Raw genomic sequence first — 18,435 nt, 5'->3', positions numbered from 1 at the left:
TATGGACCCCTCTTACAATAGTCACATCTTACGTTGGAAAAATGTCCGCTGGCAGAATGATGAACCCCAACTGTTGGATTCTATCCGCAGCTGCCATGGCCGGGAGGTGCTGGCCAGAGTCCGGCAGTCCGGGCGGATGATCGAAGTCGGCAACCCGGCCAGTGAGCTGGGCCGCAGGCTTCTCCAAAACCGGATTGATCTGGCTGCTGGATTTGATCTGGAGATCATCACGCGTCACCCGGGCAGAAATGGTCATTCCAAGGACGAGTTTGTTGACCGGAACGATTTTAATACCCTGCAATGGAATGGCGAACGGGGCACAGGGGCTCTAGCCACCAGCCGTGTCCGGAACACGCCCATGTTTTTCAGGAGCAATGGCATGAATGCGGACTTGGTGGATCTCTACGCCGGCCAGACCCTCTTTCTGGTTCTCAATGGAGGAAGCCTTGCGGGTTTTGACTGGTCGCGTCTGAAAAGACAGGGCATTTGCACCATGGGGGTCAATAACGGTGCGCATGCCTTCCGTCCGAACTTCTGGACTTCGGTGGATGATCCAACACGCTTTTTACGGTCCATTTGGGCTGACCCGACGATCACCAAGGTTATCCCGATGTCGCACTTTGAGAAGCCAATCTGGGATGTGAAGGAAAACAGGTTTTCAGACTGGCGGGTCAAAGATTTTCCCAGTGTGTTTGGTTACCGCCGGAACGAAGCCTTCCACGCAGAACAATGGCTGCATGAGGACACCATCAACTGGGGAAACCACTCCAAGCGGGGCGGGGGGCGGTCGGTCATGCTTGCAGCACTTAGAATCGCTTTCCTGCTGGGTTTTCGCAAAGTCTGTTTGTTGGGCTGCGACTTCCATATGGATGAGAAGAACCGTTATTGGTTCGCCGAGGGAAGGACGAACCACGCGATCAACAACAACCTCAACAGCTACCGCATTCTCAGGGGCTTTTTCGAGGAATTGCAGCCACATTTTCTGGCGTCAGGATTCCGGGTATTTAACTGCAATCCTCGGAGCCAATTGGAAGCCTTTCCAATGGCTGACCTGGATGAGGAATTGAGGCTCGCTGAAGTTGACTGCAGCGCCACTACCGAAGGAATGTATGTGGACCGCTACAAAGCTCAGAAAGAGGCGTCGCAAAAAAAGCAGACTCCGCTTCACAAAAATGCCCCTCCCAAGAAGGCTGAGACTGCGGCGAAGACAGTCGTAGCGGTTAGCAATCTGCCGCAGTTGAAAGGCCTGCTCGATCAAACTCAGATGCTGCAGCATCTTACCAATGTCGTACGACGCTGCCCTCTGCAGTCAGACCCCTTTGATCACCTGGAGCTTCGTCACTGCTTTGCCGACCAGACCTACGGGGAGCTGATGGAACATTTGCCTGACAGCAAACACTATCATGAACTTCAACATGCAGATGCACTGCGCAACGATGGCACCTATGCCAGGCTGCGCTTTGCCTTTTCCGGGCAGGAGATTGCCGGGCTCACGGCCAAACAGCAAGCCGTATGGTCCGCAGTTCGCGCTGTGTTGCTGAACCGTCAGGTTGAGCAGGCTTTTAGGACCGTTTTCAGAAATGCCTTGCACCAGCGGTTCGGCAAGGATTTTAACACCTTGGTTCTACAGCCTAAACTGGAACTGGTCCGGCACCTGGAAGGCGACAAAATCGGAATTCATTCCGACATCCTCCAAAAGGCCATCGCGGTTCAGTTTTACCTGCCTCCTCGGGGGGGGGGAGCGAAAGATTGGGGGACCACCTACTATTGCGTTTCTGGTGCCCAAAAGGTTAAGGTCCGACAGATGGACTTCCTGCCAGGGGCAGGCCATGCGTTCGTGGTTAACAAAAAGAGCTATCACGGAACGGATGTTCCGATTGGCCCCGGAGAGCAGCGCAATTCGCTGATGCTCACCTACTTCGTCAAGTAAACGACCCTAGCCCACTTTCACCTATCCATCTGACCAGACCATGAGCTCTTCTTCCGAAGTCTATTACTCCTCTTCCGAGCCTCAATCATCGTCCTCTGAAGTTCCTTCGTCGTCTTCAATTCCCGACTCTTCATCGTCGCTTCCGTATTCGTCTTCATCTTTGCCCTATTCTTCAAGCAGCTCCAGTCTGCAGTCCTCCTCATCAAGCCTTTCCAGTGAAGGGCCGCCGACCTTCCAGCCAAAAGAGAAAGCGACTTCGTTGCCCGTGGTTCCACCTGAACAAAACGGCACTGGAGAGCAATATCAGAAGCAGGAGACGCTGGATACCTACGGACGCCGTTCAGAGACCATCAATCCGCGCGGGAATATCACGCTGATCGGCTACAACAATGCGACAGGGGCGGTTGTCAGGCGGGTGAGTGATGCCAGCCCTCCTCCAGAGTCAGGAGCTGAGATGGCCTTGCAGGCGCTCTCAGATGGTCAACAAAACCTTGTGACTGATTATGAGTGTGACAACCATGGGCGGGTTTTGAGGGAGTTTGGTCCGGTACATGAGGCCCAGGTGCGCGTTGACGAATCCACGGTGGAGGCCCTCATGGTGCGAAAAGTAGATTATACCGTTTACCGGGACGATTTGCGACAGGTCTTGAAAACGACCGGTTATGCACGAGGAGACGGCCCAGATTACACGTTTGTGACGGTGGGCTCGGTCAGAATCACATGCCGCGATGATGCAGGGCGTATCACTGACGAGATCGAGGCCACCCGTGTCGCAGACACCGGCCCCCTGTCTTATGCCGAGACTTTCCCCCGCAAACGATGGAACAAATGGACACGGCAGATTTATGATGGGTGGGGGCAGTTGCTATCCCTCCGGGTTTATCATTGCTTGCCTGAAAGCGGAGACGGAGAGAGGAACATCAATTTCAACGAGACCTGTTATGGCTATGATTCCATGGGCAGGGAAAACCGGGTTGTGAGTCCTGGCGGAACCATTTCGCGGACCGTTTTCGACGCACGCGATCTGGTAACTAGCCGGTGGGTCGGGACCTGTGATGCAGGTGCCACAGATACGGACCCAGCCGGGGGCGGAACCCTCGGCAATAACATGGTGGTCGTTCTGGAAAACGAGTACGACGGCGGCCAAAGCGGTGGGGATGGTCTGCTGACGAAAGAAACAAAGCCTGTAGACAGCGACTCTGAGAATGACCGCAGTGTTGAACACACCTATGACTTTCGCGGGCGGAGAGTGGACACGCTAACCAGCGATGGCAGTCATCTGTTCATTTCGAGGAACCTTTACGACAACCTGGACCGTGTCACCGGTGTGGATACCTATCACACGGCCGTAGCGCCTGAAAATCTGACCGGGCGTCAGAGATGGTATTTTGACAATCAAGGCCGGATTTACCGGGAGGAGAAGTATGCGGTAGATCCTGAAGACGGCAGCAACTGGGTGGCCTTGGTTGGACAAAAATGGTATGATTCAGACGGCAATCTCATCAAGGAGATCAAACCGGGAAGTGAGGCGATAACCCTTCTAACCTACGACAATCTGGGCCGTGAGGTGATGAGGTATCTGGCCTATGCGCCCCCCAGCACATCTTCGTCCTCGGAACCGAGCTCTGAGGAACCTGGGTCGAGTTCCAGTTCATCAAGTTCGATCCCCTTCAGTTCCGAAGATATGAGCTCCGCCTCACAGAGCTCCTCTTCAGAGCTCCAAAGCGAGAGTTCCAGTTCGAGCTTCCGTTCTAGCAATTCCAGCGAGGATCCTAGTTCATCTTCTGTCGAGGAAAGCGTCAGCTATAGTTCGAGTTCCAGCTCGAGCGGTTCCGATAGCAGTTCGAGCAGCTCAATTGAATCGATTCCGCCGTTTTCTTCGAGCTTGATGTTCCCCAGTTCGTCAAGCATGGGGTCGTCGTCGTCGGAAGACGATTCCTCGTCGTCTTTTCATTCTTGGGCAAGCGAAAGCTATAGCGGTACCATCACTCCTCCTTGCGAGTGCCCGGCAGAGGGGGACGAAGAAACCTGTCCGGTTTCGCAGGGGCCTGTTCGTTATTCAAACGGACAGATAGTCCTGGAGGAAACTGACCTTTCTACCTGGGGCTTCGCCGGATGGGCGCATTCACGATCATACGGCAATCTGCTGGCAGGAGAAAGCCCGGCCCAGAACGGCAATCTCTGGCTGGTCCGCCAGCTTTCCAATCTGGTATTCGACGCCGGTGAAAACGGTGACTGCATAATTGCCACACGGGGGGCAAATTCCAGCCTGTGGTTCCAGCCCGATGGTCTTGGTGGATGGCTGCCCATGTTCGGATTCAAGAACAGCCTGGTTCACGATGAAATTAATCATCGTTATGTTTTGACGACACCCGAAGGCCAGAGCTTCGTGTATTTTGACACCAGCGTAGAAATCCCGGCAATGCTGCAAGGGAGGCTGCAAAGTTTTGTGGATGCCGGTGGCCTGGTAATCGCCATGCAGTACAACGAGCTCTTCCAGATGGTGCGAATGAACCAGACGGACGGGTCTCAAAACAACGACTTTGTTTACAGCTATCTCGGCGATGAAGCCGGACCCAATGCAGGCCAGTTGGAGCGTGTCACGCTGGAGATCAACGGAGTTCCAGTTCGCCAGGTCATCTACCGGTATTATAGCGAGGGGCAGGCCGGGGGATTAAGCCGCGATTTGCAGCAGGTGACCATCCGTGAATACAATACCTTGTCCTCAGCCTGGCAGACGCTGCGCCGACAAGCATACCGTTACTACACGACCAATGCACCCGGCGGCTGCACCCATGGTCTCAAATACGAACTCGGGCCAGAGAGCTACGCACGAATGGTTGCCTCGGGCCTCGATCCGCTGAGCTCTTCAGATACCGAATGGGCAGCCTACGCCGACAAGCATTTCCGCTACGACGCTTCGCGAAGGGTAGTGCGGGAGGACCTTCGCGGAGGACGACGCACCTACCTGTTTGCCTACCAGACCAACCCTGACGATCCAGGCTACGAAGACTACAATTCCTGGTACTCCAAAACGACCGAGACCAATCCGGATGGCACCATCATTACCATATTTGCCAACCGGGCAGGTCGTTCCATCCTCAACCGGATAGAGGCCGGAGCAAAACAATGGTGTAACTACTTTCATTACAATGATGAAGGACGTCTGGACCTTCGAGCCTGGCCTTCGGCCGTCGCCGGCGTCGTAGAGCCAGACGAAGAAAATCCCAACCTGGTGGTCAACCTCAAGAGCAACCAGGGACTGATCAAAATCAAAACCTACTACGGCATGACCAACCCGACAAACGGGGCCGTGGCTGGTTATCTGGAGTCGGAAGGCGTCCAGAAAGGTGAGGACGGGGTGTACGTGATGACCCGAAAAGTCACTTATGTCACCCACACGGTGGACGGCGTGTCCATTCATCCTCTGGCCTCAGAGGAAGTCTTTCCGGAAGCCGGAGAACCGGGGGTCACGACGACTTTCCAGTTCTCCTGGTATGGCCCCGGTTCAGGAGGGGCTTCCATGTTCGGATTTGGCACCGGAGCCTTTAGTCGCGGGGTGGAAGCAGAACTGGAGGATTTGGTTGTTGTCGAACAGATACGCACTACCTGGAACGAGGCATCGGAGGAGATCATGACCACGTCGTGGCAGCGCTTCGATGACGCTATAGGGAACGGACCGTTGCATGGTCCTGAAGGTCCGTCACCGAAAGCTCGGCGAAGCTATCAAGCCCAATGGTTCGACGGGGCGGGCAGACCAGTGGCGACAGCAGACTACGGGACGAACGGTGGTATGCTGCTCAGCCGCCCGGATGTAGTGCCGGCCCGGTCGGATGTTGTTCTGGTCAGTTCGACCCACTACAAAGAAGATGGCGAAGCCAATACTACGGTGACGGCTGACGGCATCGAAACCCGTTGGCAGAATGATGCGGCTGGCCGCCGAATCCGGCTTGTGGAAAACTTCAAGGCAGGTTTGGGCGCAGACAGTCCCGATGCCAACCGGACCACGCAATACGCCTACGCTCCGGATGGCGGCTTGTCCCGCCTGACATTGCGCAATGCAGAAACAGGGGACCAAGTCACCCGGTGGGAATTTGGTACGACTCTGGCTGATTCCAAAGTGGCGCGTAGCGACTTGCTGCGAATTAAAATCTTTCCTAGTGGGGCAGGAGTGGTGTATGCTTGCGGGGAATTGAGTTCGGGTGCTCAGCGCATCCAATACGGTTACAACCGTCAGGGACAAATCATTGAGATGAAAGATCCTAACGGCACTGTGCATGCCTATGATTACGATCAAATGGGCCGACCTACCCAGGACCGGGCTACGGCTTTGGCCGCAGGCATCAACGACACCGTTCGCCGTCTTCAGACGGCTTATGACAGCAAACGGCTCCTCAGAGCCTCGGTCACCAGTTACAATGACCCCGTGCCCGGACAAGGGAGTCTGCTCAATGAAGTCGCCTTTGAATATGATGAGCTGGCCAACCTGTCCGCAGATAGGCAGGCGCATTCCGGGCCGGTCACTCCTGAGACGCCATCAGTCCTCTACAAAAACGAGACGGGCTGGAGTAACTCTGCCCGACGACAATACATGATTTACCCGGACGGCCTGCGCCTCCTTGACTATGACTACGGTCCTGATGGCGAGGTCGATGACAAACTTAGCCGAGTCCGTGCCCTGAAATCCGCCAGTGAAGATGAAGACACCTGCCGCTATACCTACATAGGTTCTGGCCGCTGCGTGGAGATCGCCTATCCGCAGCCCTCAGTCCGCCTGAGCTACCGCAAAGCCGCCCTGGCCCCGGCCGGTGACGCGGGAGACGCTTACAATGGCTACGACCGCTTTGGCCGCACCGTGGACATGCGCTGGCTTCAAGGGGAGGGCGATGCCAATGTGCTGGACCGCATCCAGTATGGCTTTAACCGGGTGAGCAACCGGACGTGGAGGCGCAACCTAGCTGCACTGCTTGGAGGGCAGGATCAGGCCTGGATCTATGACGGATTATCACAAGTCAAAAGCGGGGCGTTAGGGACGCTTAACATCAACCAGACTGCAATCGGAGGTATTCCTGCGAGGGCAGAAAACTGGGATTATGACGCAACCGGCAACTGGCGGCGCTGGCGGCAAATGGAGGATGGCGATGTGCTCCTGGACCAAACCCGAGTTCATAATCGCGACAACCAGATCACCCAGATTGACGGCAACAGCGAAGGCATACTCTATGACCCCGCAGGTAACACCCTTCTGATTCCGCCAGATGCAGCCGGGTCCTGGAGCACACCGCAGGCACTCGTATGGGATGCTTGGAACCGCCTGATGACTGTGAAGCAGGAGAACGGCACCCCCATTTCACAACATGCCTACGATGGCCTGTCCAGGCGGGTGATGAAGCTGGGTGCGGCAGAGCTGCGCCACTACTACTACAACGACCAATGGAAATGCATTGAGGAAAGAGTGGCCGGGCCGGCTGAGTCGTCTTCCAGCGAAGGGGTATGGTCCAGCAGCAGCTCCGTCGAGTCATCCTCAAGCTCGGTGGGGATACCTTCCAGCAGCAGCTACGGCTGGCCGTATTCGTCAAGCCTGAGCACGGGACCGTATTCTTCAAGCTATGAAACACCCGCATCTTCAAGCAGCGACTTGGAGGACCCTCCGGAGCCCTCAGCATACTATCGTTGCAACGAGCCGAGCTCAGGGGACGGACTGATCAATATCATGGGGGGAAGCAGTGCCGGGAACTTTAACCCGCATGGCACAGCCGGGTCAGTCAGCGGGATGTGCCTCGGGGGGCGAAGAATCAACGAGTATGGCTCTGGCAGCGGTTGGTTCAGCGCCCCCTCTTCAATAGACTTCAATCCGGGCTCTTACTATCCCCTGTTCTTTTCTTTCTGGTTCAAACCTGAGACGTTGGCAGGAACCCAGGTGTTGGTAAGCAAGCCTGACGAATATCAAATTTTGCTTGAAGAATCAGGCAGCATCCTCTTCCAATTGAGTGTTAGCGGTGGCGGCTGGACCAAAGAGGTTCGTATTTACCAGAGCTTCTCCACTGGTGAATGGTACCACCTGCAGGCCTGGATTATTGCCAGCCAAACCATGGGGGTCAGCATTAACTTCAACCTGGCCACCGGCAGCCAAAGTCTCGGTGCTGGCGAGTATGCAAACGACGCCGGCAATCCGTTCTGCCTGGGTTACGAATCGATTCCCGAATCTTCGACTTCCAGCAGGGTTACCAGCATCGAGAGCGTGGAAACCATGGCAGGTTTTAATGGAGTCATCGATGAAATGGCATTCTTCTTGCAGGAGTTGAATGAAGAACAGCGGGCAGCGCTCTATAACAATGGCGCCGGGCTGTTCTACAATGGCGACAGCTGGGGCCCCTGCGGAACTTCTTTGCGGCGGCAGCCATTGCGCCCGCTCAGCTTCCAGGGAGACATTTCATGGCTGGCAGAAGCCAGCAGCAGCACGTCTGTGGCAGCCCAGTATGTGTGGGGAGCACGGCCTGGACATCGTGACGAGTTGATTTTACGAGACCGGGACAGTGGGGGGGCTGATCTCGACGAGCGTCTGTGGTGTCTGATGGACTACTACGATCCTACCTCGGTTGTGAGCAACGAAGGCGCGGTGATGGAGCGCTATCAGTTCAGCGCCTTTGGCTTACGCAGCGTCCTGACTTCCGACTTCATTTCACGCACCGCAAGTCATTATGAATGGGACTTCGGATTTAAAGGGCAGTTTCTGGATTTAAGCGTAGGGTACTACAATTATGGCTACCGTTATTATTCACCAGGACTAGGTCGGTGGTTAAGTAGAGACCCGATAGGAGAGAGTGGGGGTGTTAATATTTATACATACGCCCTTAATAGGTCAGTAAATGCGTTAGATTACCTTGGATTAGAGATTGAAGAAGTTCCTGACGCGGATTGCTTTGGCCCCATAACCGGGAAACAGACGAAGGTTCCGTTATCAGTAAAAAAGAGTGGTAAAATACTAAATAAATTAGGATGGAGTCTCTCGTATGCAGCTATAAGTGCAGAAAGAAAAAGTTGCTGCACCTTATGCCCTGGAGGAGGTTCGGGAATCTTGGAGTGGGAGACGGCCAAAACGGAGGGAAAACTGGGTGTCTCAGTCTCTCCATGGGGGGCGTCGGGGCAATTTGGTGGCAGCTCGGCAAGCTTTTGGATCGGTGCTAAATTTGGGTTTGAATTCAAGCTTGAGGGATCGGTATCGATGGTTAAAAATTCCTGTGACAGTAGTGAAAAGACAAAAATATGCTTATCGGGTTCTGCAGAACCAACCGTCGACATTGGAGGTGGATTCTCTGTCACTACAGGACCATTTGCGTTAGAAACGAGTATTTCAGCAAGACTCAGTGGAGCGATAGGTATTTTTGGTTGCTACACCTGCCACAATGGTAGTTGCGACTATTCTGGGCTGAAGTGGGCTAGAAATTTCGCAATTTCTTTTGAGACACCTTGGTGGCTAGGAAATAATAGGACTACTGTGTGGTCTTACCAAGAAACCGGTCCGTTTGATTGGTCATAAAAAATGCGTCAAAAGATGAAACGACTTATAGAATTCTTCTTTTCGAAAAAGATATATGGTGCGCCTCTGATAACTCAGAAGGAGATGATATCTGAAATAACATACGACTGGGCAATTAAGTCATCGAAGCGCTGTGTTTTCTTAAAAATCGCAGCCAGCCGGCCAAGTTTCCTACCTACCTCAGATTGTCTTATCTTTAGCTTTGGTGACATTCATGAATGTGTGGATGCATCAACAAAGTTATGCGACACCATAATTGAATACGCAACCGATAATAAAAATCATAAAGTTCGCGGAGAACACATTAGTAAACACTTTGACAAATGGGAGTTTCGAATTTCAAAAGAAACCCAAATGGTTCGCATAATTTATTTGGGCTACAATACATGCGGGCTACTATTCCCTGTAAAGTTTTTTGAAATGCTTTCCAAAGAGCTTGATGACATAACAGAAGAAAGGAACTGAAATGGCGGCGGGGTAATTTTGACTTAACGCCCGATTTAAATTCGAAAATGTTTTCGCTTTTGTGTCGAATGATTAATATTACTCAGAAGAAGATCGTTCTGCGCGCCCCTGGTTTTTTGGGAGATGAAGTTGTTTTCACAGGTGTCGTTCGTGAGATCAAGCGAGCCACGGGATGGACGCTTCGCATAAACACCACCCGAGAAGCACTTTGGTACTATAATGATAGCGTTGAAGGATTCGGTTCGAACGGCAATGAGGACCTAATTATGGAGAAGGATTTTTGTCCGCCTTATCACCAAATGAGTCAGGTTCCTGTGCACTATCTCGAGCAATACATTCGTAATATGAGGGCGGTTTTAGGTTTGACTGAACCTTATCGTGTGAGCAAGTTTTCAGGCGACGTTGTACTAAGCGGAAAGGAAATGAGGTCTCCGCTTCCTGGCCTTCCCCCTCGTTACTGGCTCATAGTCGCGGGTTGGAAGCCCGGTGTGCCAGCAAAGGCCTGGCCAACGGAATGCTATCAGGAAGTGGTCAATTCGTTGCGCGGAAAAATTCAATTTGTGCAAGCAGGTAGTAGGACAAGTTGGCACCCTCCGTTAAACAACGTCGTTAATTTGGTTGGTGCTACATCGCTGCGTGAGCTCATACAACTCATTTACCACGCTGAGGGTATTGTGTGTCCAATCACTTCAATTATGCACCTAGCTGCAGCGATTCCCGCAAATCCGGTGTCAGGTTTCGCCATCCGCCCTTGTGTTGTTATCGGCGGTGGACGCGAGTCGCCTCATTACATCAACTATCCGATGCATCGGGTCTTGAGCACAGTAGGTCAGTTGAGATGCTGTGCATCCTCCGCCTGCGGTAAGACGAACTTCAGCCCGGGCCAGTGTCCATCTCCCATTCCTGTGCGCGGAGAAGTCGTCCCTAAATGCATGACGTTGATCAGACCTTCTGATGTTGTTTCTGCAATTGAATTTTACTACCGAGGGCAAGTTGCTCTACCTCCGCGTCTAGGGCGCGTTGAGGTCTTGCTTAACCGTCTTCATTTACTTGATGACACAGAGGGGTGCAGTCCAAAGAAAGGGCTAATTGTGGGAGATATTCGTGGAAGAGTATCTTCGCAGTTGCTTCGAGGAAATGGTCAGGTGGAGATTACATGCGTCAATAGCCTCGGATCCGATAGCATGCCTGGTACTGCGCAGGGAAGTCAAAAGAGGTCAATGATGGAGACCTACGCTCATACTCGTCAAGAGACCGAATTTGCGCGTTCACGTTGTAACATGGTCATGCCCAGTGAACAAAAAGATATTCACGGGTTAGGGTCCAAATTTGATTTTGTCTTCGTAGAGGCTCAAAACGACATAGCGCAATTGAGTGACATGCTACAGCAACTCTATGGCAAAATTAGTCCTGGCGGCTTCCTAATGGGCACGTGTAGAAACAAAGACTTAGTCCATGGGGCGGTAAGCAAGTTTGCCGCAGCGAATGGACTTACGATGGTGGCTGAGAAGGACAACTGCTGGGTGATGCATCGTCCCGGGACGCAACCCAGCTTTGAGCGCTAATCCCAGAAGCCAAAGATCACAATTATGGCACAACATGGATCTAAAGAAGGCCAAGATATGGCGGCTTTACATCTAACCAATCGACCCGGTTTTTTTGTATCCGTCAAACGAAGCCCCGTGAAGAGGTCGTAGTGTGCAAGTGCCGTAGGCATAAGCTATGGCCCTTATGACTGAGGAAAGTAAGCGTCACCCGAAGCACCTACTGAAGCAGGTTGACGGAGGTGTGCTGATAGCTACGCGGCTCCTTGTTTCGTCTTTCGGGCCTCTGCCCAGGTTGCAACGCGTGCTGTCTTTGACCTGTCGGTTGGGCATGGTTGGCAGACGGGTCAGCACATCGCGCAAATACGCCCAGGGATCCAGGCCGCGTGCTCGGCAGGATTCGATGATCGTGTAGAGGATGGCACTGTGCTGGCCTGCGTCTGCATCGCCGATGAACAGCCAGTTCTTTTTTGCCGATGGCGGTGGGGCGGATCGAGTTTTTCACCGGGTTGTAGTCGATCTCCACGCGACCGTCTTTCGCATGCACCTCCAGCATGGGCCAGTTCGTCAGGGCATAGTCCATGGCCCGGCCACAAGCACTTTTGGGCAAGTGACGGCGGCTGAGTTTGATCTTGCTTAGAGCTTGGTGCAGACGTTCGATGATGGGTCGGCTTTCGGCGGCACGCACGGCCTGTCGCAGCCTTGGCCCAGCGCGGCTTTCTCGCAGCCGCGCTTCGATCCGGTAAAGGTGGCCGATCTTTAAAAGCACTCAGCCCTGCCTGCTGCGGCGCTCTCTGTGACCTCATAAAAACTTCCGCCGCACATGAACCCAGAACCTCACAGAACCAGTCCTTGGCCCTCCAGGTTGTGGGCAAAGTCATAATAAGTGGCGGGCGAGTTGAGCCCCAACGCCCGTCGGCAAGTATGATCGATGGCGATCTTGTTAGTCTGCTTGACCGGGGGTGAGGTTGTGCTTCTTCTGAGGGATGAGATTTGTTCCCCTGATTGCATTCTTTACTTCCTTTGCTCACGGACTCTTAGGCCAGACCGTGGCACCAGGGACGCCTGAAAAGATAGATTCGGATTTCCGTGTGGCTGGGGGGCGTGCCATTTCCTTGCTGGACAAGACGCTGGAAAAGGAATGCACAGCGGTGGCGGCGAAGCTGACGGCCCAGAATGATGCGGAGAGCGCTGCTCAGATCTCTGCCCAAGTGCGATTACGGCTGGAAGGGACCGAAGTGACCAAACCTCATTGGGCGGTGGCGAAGCTGTTTCAGCAGTATGAGCGGGCGCGGGCGGCGGCTCTGAGGCCGCACCAGGATGCGGCCATTGAACGACTGAATGACCTGCTAAAGGGGAGCGCGGGGAAGGATCTGACCACGGTAGTGAAGATTGGCCAGATGAAGACGAGCATTGAATCTGGGAATGTGAAACCGTCCCAGGAGAAGCTGTCTCCCGTGCGTTTCATGAACAAGCACAAGCTCGCGAAGAACTGGGGTTATTACACGAGTCCGGATTATGGCGTGCGGTATGGGGTCGTGACGCTTGAGGAGGACGGCACATGCCTGATCAAGGCCGCCGCAGAGGCCACGGGGCGATGGGAACCCACGGAGGATCCCAAGGTGTTGCAAGTCACTCTGAAAACCAAGGATGATGATGCAGAGACCACCACCCTGATCTTGGTGGACGAGAGTCATGCGACCATGATGCGAGCCTCTGGCCAGCGGTATCTGCGTGCTTTGTAAAAGCGCCAGAGAAAGAAAATGATCTGCGTGAAGCCGCAGGCCTAACAACCCATAGCAGGCACGTCACCCATGCAAGCCTAACAAGAATTAAACTCCGTAGCAGGCGTCTCGGTGCAGAGGCCCAACTGAGCTTGCAAGCTTACACTCCGAACGCGTCAATGCACGGCCCCTCCACCATCCAGCACTCGTCCTGAGCAACCGTTGAAAAGGATTTTGGCTCAGGATCTTTCACCTAGTTCTCGGCACACGAACCCAGTTAGACGCGCGACTTGCCCGGCTATATCGTTGCATTCAAAACCTCAAACCGGGCCTGTCAAGATCCGAGGGATGGGCCTGCGTTTGACGGATACAACCCAGCGGCCAGTGTGTTGAAGGGTGATAGAGCAGGCCGCGTGCAGACACCCGTGGAGCGGCAGATTGTCCTAGTGGACGTGTGTGAGATCAGCGACTTGTCCGGGCCGGGTTTGGTCGGACTTGCTGAGGTAGTAGGCCAGATAGGCCGTCTGGCGGCGGTTCGCGGCCTGTTCCGGGAGGCCTGACTTTTGGCAGGTCCTGCGGCCCATCTTGAAATGCCCAAGGAGGAGCACCGCCTGCCAGCTGACACCCTCAGCGAGGGCGAGGTGAGCGCGATATTGAACGTTCCCGATGTGGCCGATCCTTTGGACACCAGCGTTGGCCTAGCCGCGTGAGGAAAGAGAAGGGCCTCGGATTCTCCGGGACCCTTTTCTTTAGTCAGCAGATGGATTTGGTGGCGCGATATGATTGTGCGGAAACGGTTTTTTTGCAGATGTGTGGATAGGGTGGTTAGCCACTAAACAAAAGGCCCCAGAGCGGCCGATGATTCGCCACTTTTTCTGGTCGAACATTTTTTCAAAGCGTGTGGTCTTTACAATGCCGTGTGCTGGAGGTCCGTCTGTTAGGCGCTGGATGCAATCCGAAAGGGAAGGGTAAATGTGTTCTGCTTGGACAGGCGTCGGTTGCATCACACAGTCCGCTTCTCGACGGGTGATGTTCATCAGATGCTCAGTATAAAAGGCCAGGCCTTCGGTCCGTGTTTCACATGCAAAAAGAATTGCTTCATCCTCATCGGTTTCCTGAGTTCGGAGCAATTGGGCAAGCTCCCTGCTGGAGGCTTGCACGCCGAGGTGCTCGTTGCATTGAGCTACCACGAAGTCTCCCAAAAGCAGACAGGCTGCTGTGGGCAAAGCAAGGGACCAACTTCTGCGCAAGTCTGGCGAAGTCGCTGCGACTGTTAATGCGAAGGCCGGCATCAATGGGAGGACGTAAGTTGGCAGTTTGGATCCGCTGAATGAGAGGATGATCAGCGGGGGGATCGTCCAGCCTAACAGCAGACCTTGCCACGCATTGAAATGCCATGAGCAGCACTTTTTCCAGATGCGCCGCAGTGGCAATGTGAGGATCCAAGGCAGGGTGGCGAGCGGGAGGACGACGAGGAAAAACCAGAAGGGTTTCGCCCTCCCATGGTTGGCTGACCCGAAGCGTTCCATAAGCTCATAACGCCAGAAATACTCGAAAAGCGATGGATCCTGGATTGAAAGCATGACGAACCAACAGAGGCTGATGGCCAGAGTAAGGGCCAGCCCTCGCCACCATTGCAGGTGCAGCCTTTCGTGGGGCTTGCAGAAGACCTGCCACCCTAAAATCGCACTGATAGGCACGACAAGGGCCATAGGACCTTTGGTCAGGAAGCCTGTCCCCATGAGAATGAAAAACAGCCAGTGTCTTTGATGGACTGCCGCTGTGATGGCTGCAGTAATCCAGAAAGTCATGGTCATGTCCGGGGTGAGCAGGCGGCTCATGGCAAAAAAACCGGCCAGAGTGGTTAGGACAAGCGCAGCGTTTTCACCCCCATTCCTGCCTGGAAGGAGAAGACGGGCAAGCATAAAGACCAAAGTAACGGTGCCCAAAGCCATGAGGGCAGAAGGTAAGCGGGCTGCCCATTCATTGTGTCCAAAGATCTGCAGGCTCAAAGCCGTGAACCAGTAGATGACAGGTGGTTTTTGGAAATGCGGCAACCCATTCATGTGTGGGATTAACCAGTCTCCATCCAGGCTCATCTCCCGAGCAATTTCCGCATAACGGCCCTCATCGGGTTCATTCAGACCTCTTTGACCGAGCAGGGTGAAAAACATCGCTGCGGCGAACAGCAGCCAGGAACTGTGTTTCAGAAGATTTATCATGGGCAAAGCGGGGTGGAAGTGAAGCCGCTGGGCCTGATTTCCTGGAATCTTCGCTGTGTGAACCACCATACGCCCAACATGTCTACCAGAGGTCGCCAGAGCATCACCCCCAGGCCATACTTGGAAACTCCCGTTTGTCGGATCCGATGATTGACCTCCAGTTCTACCACGCGGAAGCCAGCCGCCACGGTCAGTGCCGGCATGAACGAGTAAAGCGTGCGGATTGGAATGAAGGCCCCACAAACCTCGCGACGAAAGGCTTTCAAGGCGCAGCCTGTGTCTCTGACTCCATCATGCAAAATCCTTTGCCTGACAGAATTGGCAATCCGCGACATCCGTCGGCGGAGCCAGCCGTCTTGCCGTTTGGCCCGCACGCCAGCCACCATGTCGGCGTGAGTTGTGTTCAAAACATGCAACAGCCTGGCGATGTCTCCAGGGTCATTTTGCCCATCTCCATCCATGGTGAGAAGAGTCTCCCCCTGCGCTTCTCTCAATCCATCAAGCAGCGCTGCCGCCTGACCCCGGTTTTTATCAAAGGCAAGCACTCGCAAGGCGGGCCATCTCTGCGTCAGGGCCGCAGATTGCAGGCGAGTGGCATCCTGGCTGCCATCGTCCACAGCGATGATTTCATAGGTGCATCCCAGCGCTTCCATGGCCAGACAGGCCTCGGTGAGTACGGATTGGACACTTTCTTCCTCATTATAAAAGGGAATAACTAATGATACTGAAGGGCTGGCGGCGCTGTGCCATTTGGTGTGAGATAAGGGATTCACGTTTGAACGTCATAAGCAGCCGTCTGCCGCCGACAAATGACACCCCTGTCATCTGCATGAAGAAATCGTCATCACGACAGACTCTATGTTAGGTCTCGCAAGGTTGAGTGCGCCTCTGCGCACATCGTGGACATAGGCCAGAAATGTCCAGCTCCACCTTAACTTGGCTCCACTGGGTGAGCACGGTGAGATTCTTCTCTATTTTCAGCGTGGTTCCTGGGAGAGGCAGTTCAAGGGTCTGGCCACAATCTTTGCAAATCAGGTAGCTGTATCGTTTCCCGGGAAAATTGAGCGCGAGCAAATCGGCTCTTAAACGGTGTGTTATATGTCTCAGCAGTTCATTCGTATCCAGTTATGCAATCAGCCGATAAAGTGTCGACATGCTCATTCCTCGCAGGTTGGGCATCTCGGCCAGCTCCTGCGCAGTCATGGGGCGATGACTCATCACCATGGCTGTCACCAGAGAGCGCAGATACTGTTTTTGTCGTCCCTTGCCAGCATCTGTTTGCTGTAATATTTGATTGATTACATCGTGCTGGTCAGACTCATCTTCCATGGTGATTTATTGTCGGTTAGCCCCCTCGTTAGCGAGAGGCTTCTCATGGGCACGCGGAGAACCTGAGATCAAATGACAGCTCCTTCATCTAAATGAAATAACCGTCATTCGACTTTTCATGGGCCCCACTTCAGCGAAGTTAGGGCAATGGCCGGGTTCTTTGACAACGGATTGTCATGCCGAATCCCTGGAGGCCTGTTCGAACAAAGGGAGGATGACGGATTTTTCATGTAGATGAAAAATCCGTCATGTTTTGGGGAGTGTCTCACTGGTTTATTGATCTTGATACCCAAGTGCAATAAGGCGCGGTCCGCATAATATGAATTGCTCCCTCACCGTGAAATCAAGTTCTCGACTCTGTCCATCCTCAAAGACGTTACGGTCAAAAGGCCCCTCCCTTCATGGAGTGGCCGTCTTCTCCGCCGCCATGGCTTTGTCCTTGGCATCTCTGGTTGAAGCCCAGACCGCAACGGCTCCCACGAATTCCGAAACGCTTTCTTAAGTGGTCGTCACGGCCTCGCCTATGGCTGCTGATCTCAAGCAAAAGCTGGAGCAGCGCAGGCTGAAGCAGTCTGGCAGTGTTGAAGTCGTCACGCCTGAGCAGCTGGCCCTTCAGGCCCCAGGAAATCTGGGGGAAATTCTCGTCCGTATTCCGTCTGTGCAATACATTGATGAAGATGGCCGTGGCACCAAACCCAATGTTGGCATTCGTGGTCTGAACCCACAGCGCAGCCAGTTTACCCTGCTGCTACATGACGGTGTGCCGGTGCAGCCCTCCATGTATTCTGAAAATGCGGGTTATTATGGTGTCCCAGCAGAGCGTGTTGGTGGCATTGAGGTCATCAAAGGCGGTGCCGCCTTGCGCCATGGCCCGCATACGGTAGGCGGCGTGGTGAATTTTCTCTCGCGGGACATCTCCTCCGAGCCGATGAGCGTTACCCTGGATACTCGCTATGACAGCAACGGTTCCTATCTCGGCAATATTGCGGTGAACGGCACCATCGACCGTCTCCAGTACTCCGTGGAGTATATGCACTCCGGCGGTTCTGGTTTCCGAGACAATCTGGGCTTCGAAATTGATGATCTGGACATTCGTCTGGCCTATCAGATCAACGACATCCATCGTGTCATCGGTCATTTCGCGTACTATGACGAGATGTCTGAAACCCCTGGAGGCCTCCTGCCATCCGAGTTTGCTCATGACCCTAGTTTCAGCTCCAAGCCAAATGATAATTTCTACGGCAACCGTGTTGCAGGCGACATTCGCACCATCAGCCAGTTCGATGAAAACAACCGCTTGGAGCTGCTTTTTTATGCCTCTTATTTCAGCCGCGACTGGTACCTGCAAAACTACGCCAATGCCAACAGCACCAGCAATGCCCTGGCCAATAACAATGAACAGGCCCTGCGCGACTTTGCTGTCATTGGCTTTGAGCCTAAGTACTCGCTCAAATACGAGCTCGGTTCTTTCAAAGACAATGAACTGACCCTTGGGGGCCGCTTCTACAGAGACGATGCCAAACGCCGCACTAAGACCGGCAATTCAGGACGTGCTCGTGAGGACAATTCCGTGCTCAAGTCCTCTGATTACCTTACCACCACCGTGTATGCTGGCTGGCTCGAAAATCGTTTCCAGATCACGGACAAGTTTGCCATCACTCCAGGGGTCCGCTAAGAACAC

General features: G+C 53.8%; 10 protein-coding genes and 1 pseudogene. 6 read left to right on the top strand and 5 right to left on the bottom strand.

Going from position 1 to position 18,435, the window contains the following annotated elements:
• Window position 1: 1 nt before the first annotated feature.
• From ABEB25_RS13955 to ABEB25_RS13940, 4 genes are read left to right on the top strand one after another with little or no spacing between them, the layout of a single operon-like run.
• Window positions 2-1,930, top strand: a complete 1,929-nt coding sequence (locus ABEB25_RS13955) for a hypothetical protein (protein WP_345737026.1) — start codon at window positions 2-4, stop codon at window positions 1,928-1,930.
• A gap of 40 nt (window positions 1,931-1,970) precedes the next feature.
• On the top strand, window positions 1,971-9,470 hold the full coding sequence (locus ABEB25_RS13950; protein WP_345737025.1) for an RHS repeat-associated core domain-containing protein: 7,500 nt from the start codon (window positions 1,971-1,973) through the stop codon (window positions 9,468-9,470).
• Between the two features lie 15 nt (window positions 9,471-9,485).
• Window positions 9,486-9,935: a hypothetical protein gene (locus tag ABEB25_RS13945; protein WP_345737024.1), complete on the top strand. Its 450-nt coding sequence runs from the start codon at window positions 9,486-9,488 to the stop codon at window positions 9,933-9,935.
• A gap of 47 nt (window positions 9,936-9,982) precedes the next feature.
• On the top strand, window positions 9,983-11,500 hold the full coding sequence (locus ABEB25_RS13940; protein ID WP_345737023.1) for a glycosyltransferase family 9 protein: 1,518 nt from the start codon (window positions 9,983-9,985) through the stop codon (window positions 11,498-11,500).
• A gap of 186 nt (window positions 11,501-11,686) precedes the next feature.
• Here ABEB25_RS13940 and ABEB25_RS13935 read toward each other — a convergent pair whose 3' ends face one another.
• Together ABEB25_RS13935 and ABEB25_RS13930 are read right to left on the bottom strand one after the other, a co-directional pair.
• Window positions 11,687-11,860, bottom strand: a complete 174-nt coding sequence (locus ABEB25_RS13935; protein WP_345737168.1) for a transposase domain-containing protein — start codon at window positions 11,858-11,860, stop codon at window positions 11,687-11,689.
• A 139-nt stretch (window positions 11,861-11,999) separates the two neighbouring features.
• Window positions 12,000-12,248, bottom strand: a pseudogene (locus ABEB25_RS13930) (IS66 family transposase); the annotation flags it as partial.
• Between the two features lie 217 nt (window positions 12,249-12,465).
• Here ABEB25_RS13930 and ABEB25_RS13925 point away from each other — a divergent pair.
• The gene (locus tag ABEB25_RS13925; protein ID WP_345737022.1) at window positions 12,466-13,224 is read left to right on the top strand and encodes a hypothetical protein; all 759 of its coding nucleotides are present in this window, start codon (window positions 12,466-12,468) and stop codon (window positions 13,222-13,224) included.
• A 728-nt stretch (window positions 13,225-13,952) separates the two neighbouring features.
• Here ABEB25_RS13925 and ABEB25_RS13920 read toward each other — a convergent pair.
• The 3 genes from ABEB25_RS13920 to ABEB25_RS13910 form a co-directional block, all read right to left on the bottom strand.
• Complete coding sequence (locus tag ABEB25_RS13920) at window positions 13,953-15,425, bottom strand: ArnT family glycosyltransferase (RefSeq protein ID WP_345737021.1); 1,473 nt, start codon at window positions 15,423-15,425, stop codon at window positions 13,953-13,955.
• Window positions 15,422-16,198, bottom strand: a complete 777-nt coding sequence (locus ABEB25_RS13915; protein WP_345737020.1) for a glycosyltransferase family 2 protein — start codon at window positions 16,196-16,198, stop codon at window positions 15,422-15,424. Before ABEB25_RS13915 ends, ABEB25_RS13920 begins: the two co-directional genes overlap by 4 nt.
• A gap of 352 nt (window positions 16,199-16,550) precedes the next feature.
• Entirely contained in the window at window positions 16,551-16,754 is a 204-nt protein-coding gene (locus ABEB25_RS13910) for a hypothetical protein (RefSeq protein WP_345737019.1), read from the bottom strand.
• Window positions 16,755-17,277: 523 nt separating this feature from the next.
• On the opposite strand from ABEB25_RS13910, the gene ABEB25_RS13905 reads away from it, so the two are divergent.
• On the top strand, window positions 17,278-18,429 hold the full coding sequence (locus ABEB25_RS13905; RefSeq protein ID WP_345737018.1) for a TonB-dependent receptor family protein: 1,152 nt from the start codon (window positions 17,278-17,280) through the stop codon (window positions 18,427-18,429).
• Window positions 18,430-18,435 lie beyond the last annotated feature (6 nt).

The sequence above is a fragment of the Prosthecobacter algae genome (assembly GCF_039542385.1).
Lineage (GTDB): Bacteria > Verrucomicrobiota > Verrucomicrobiia > Verrucomicrobiales > Verrucomicrobiaceae > Prosthecobacter > Prosthecobacter algae.
Note: the sequence above shows the minus strand (reverse complement) of the source record. Positions and strands in the feature narration are given on the sequence as shown.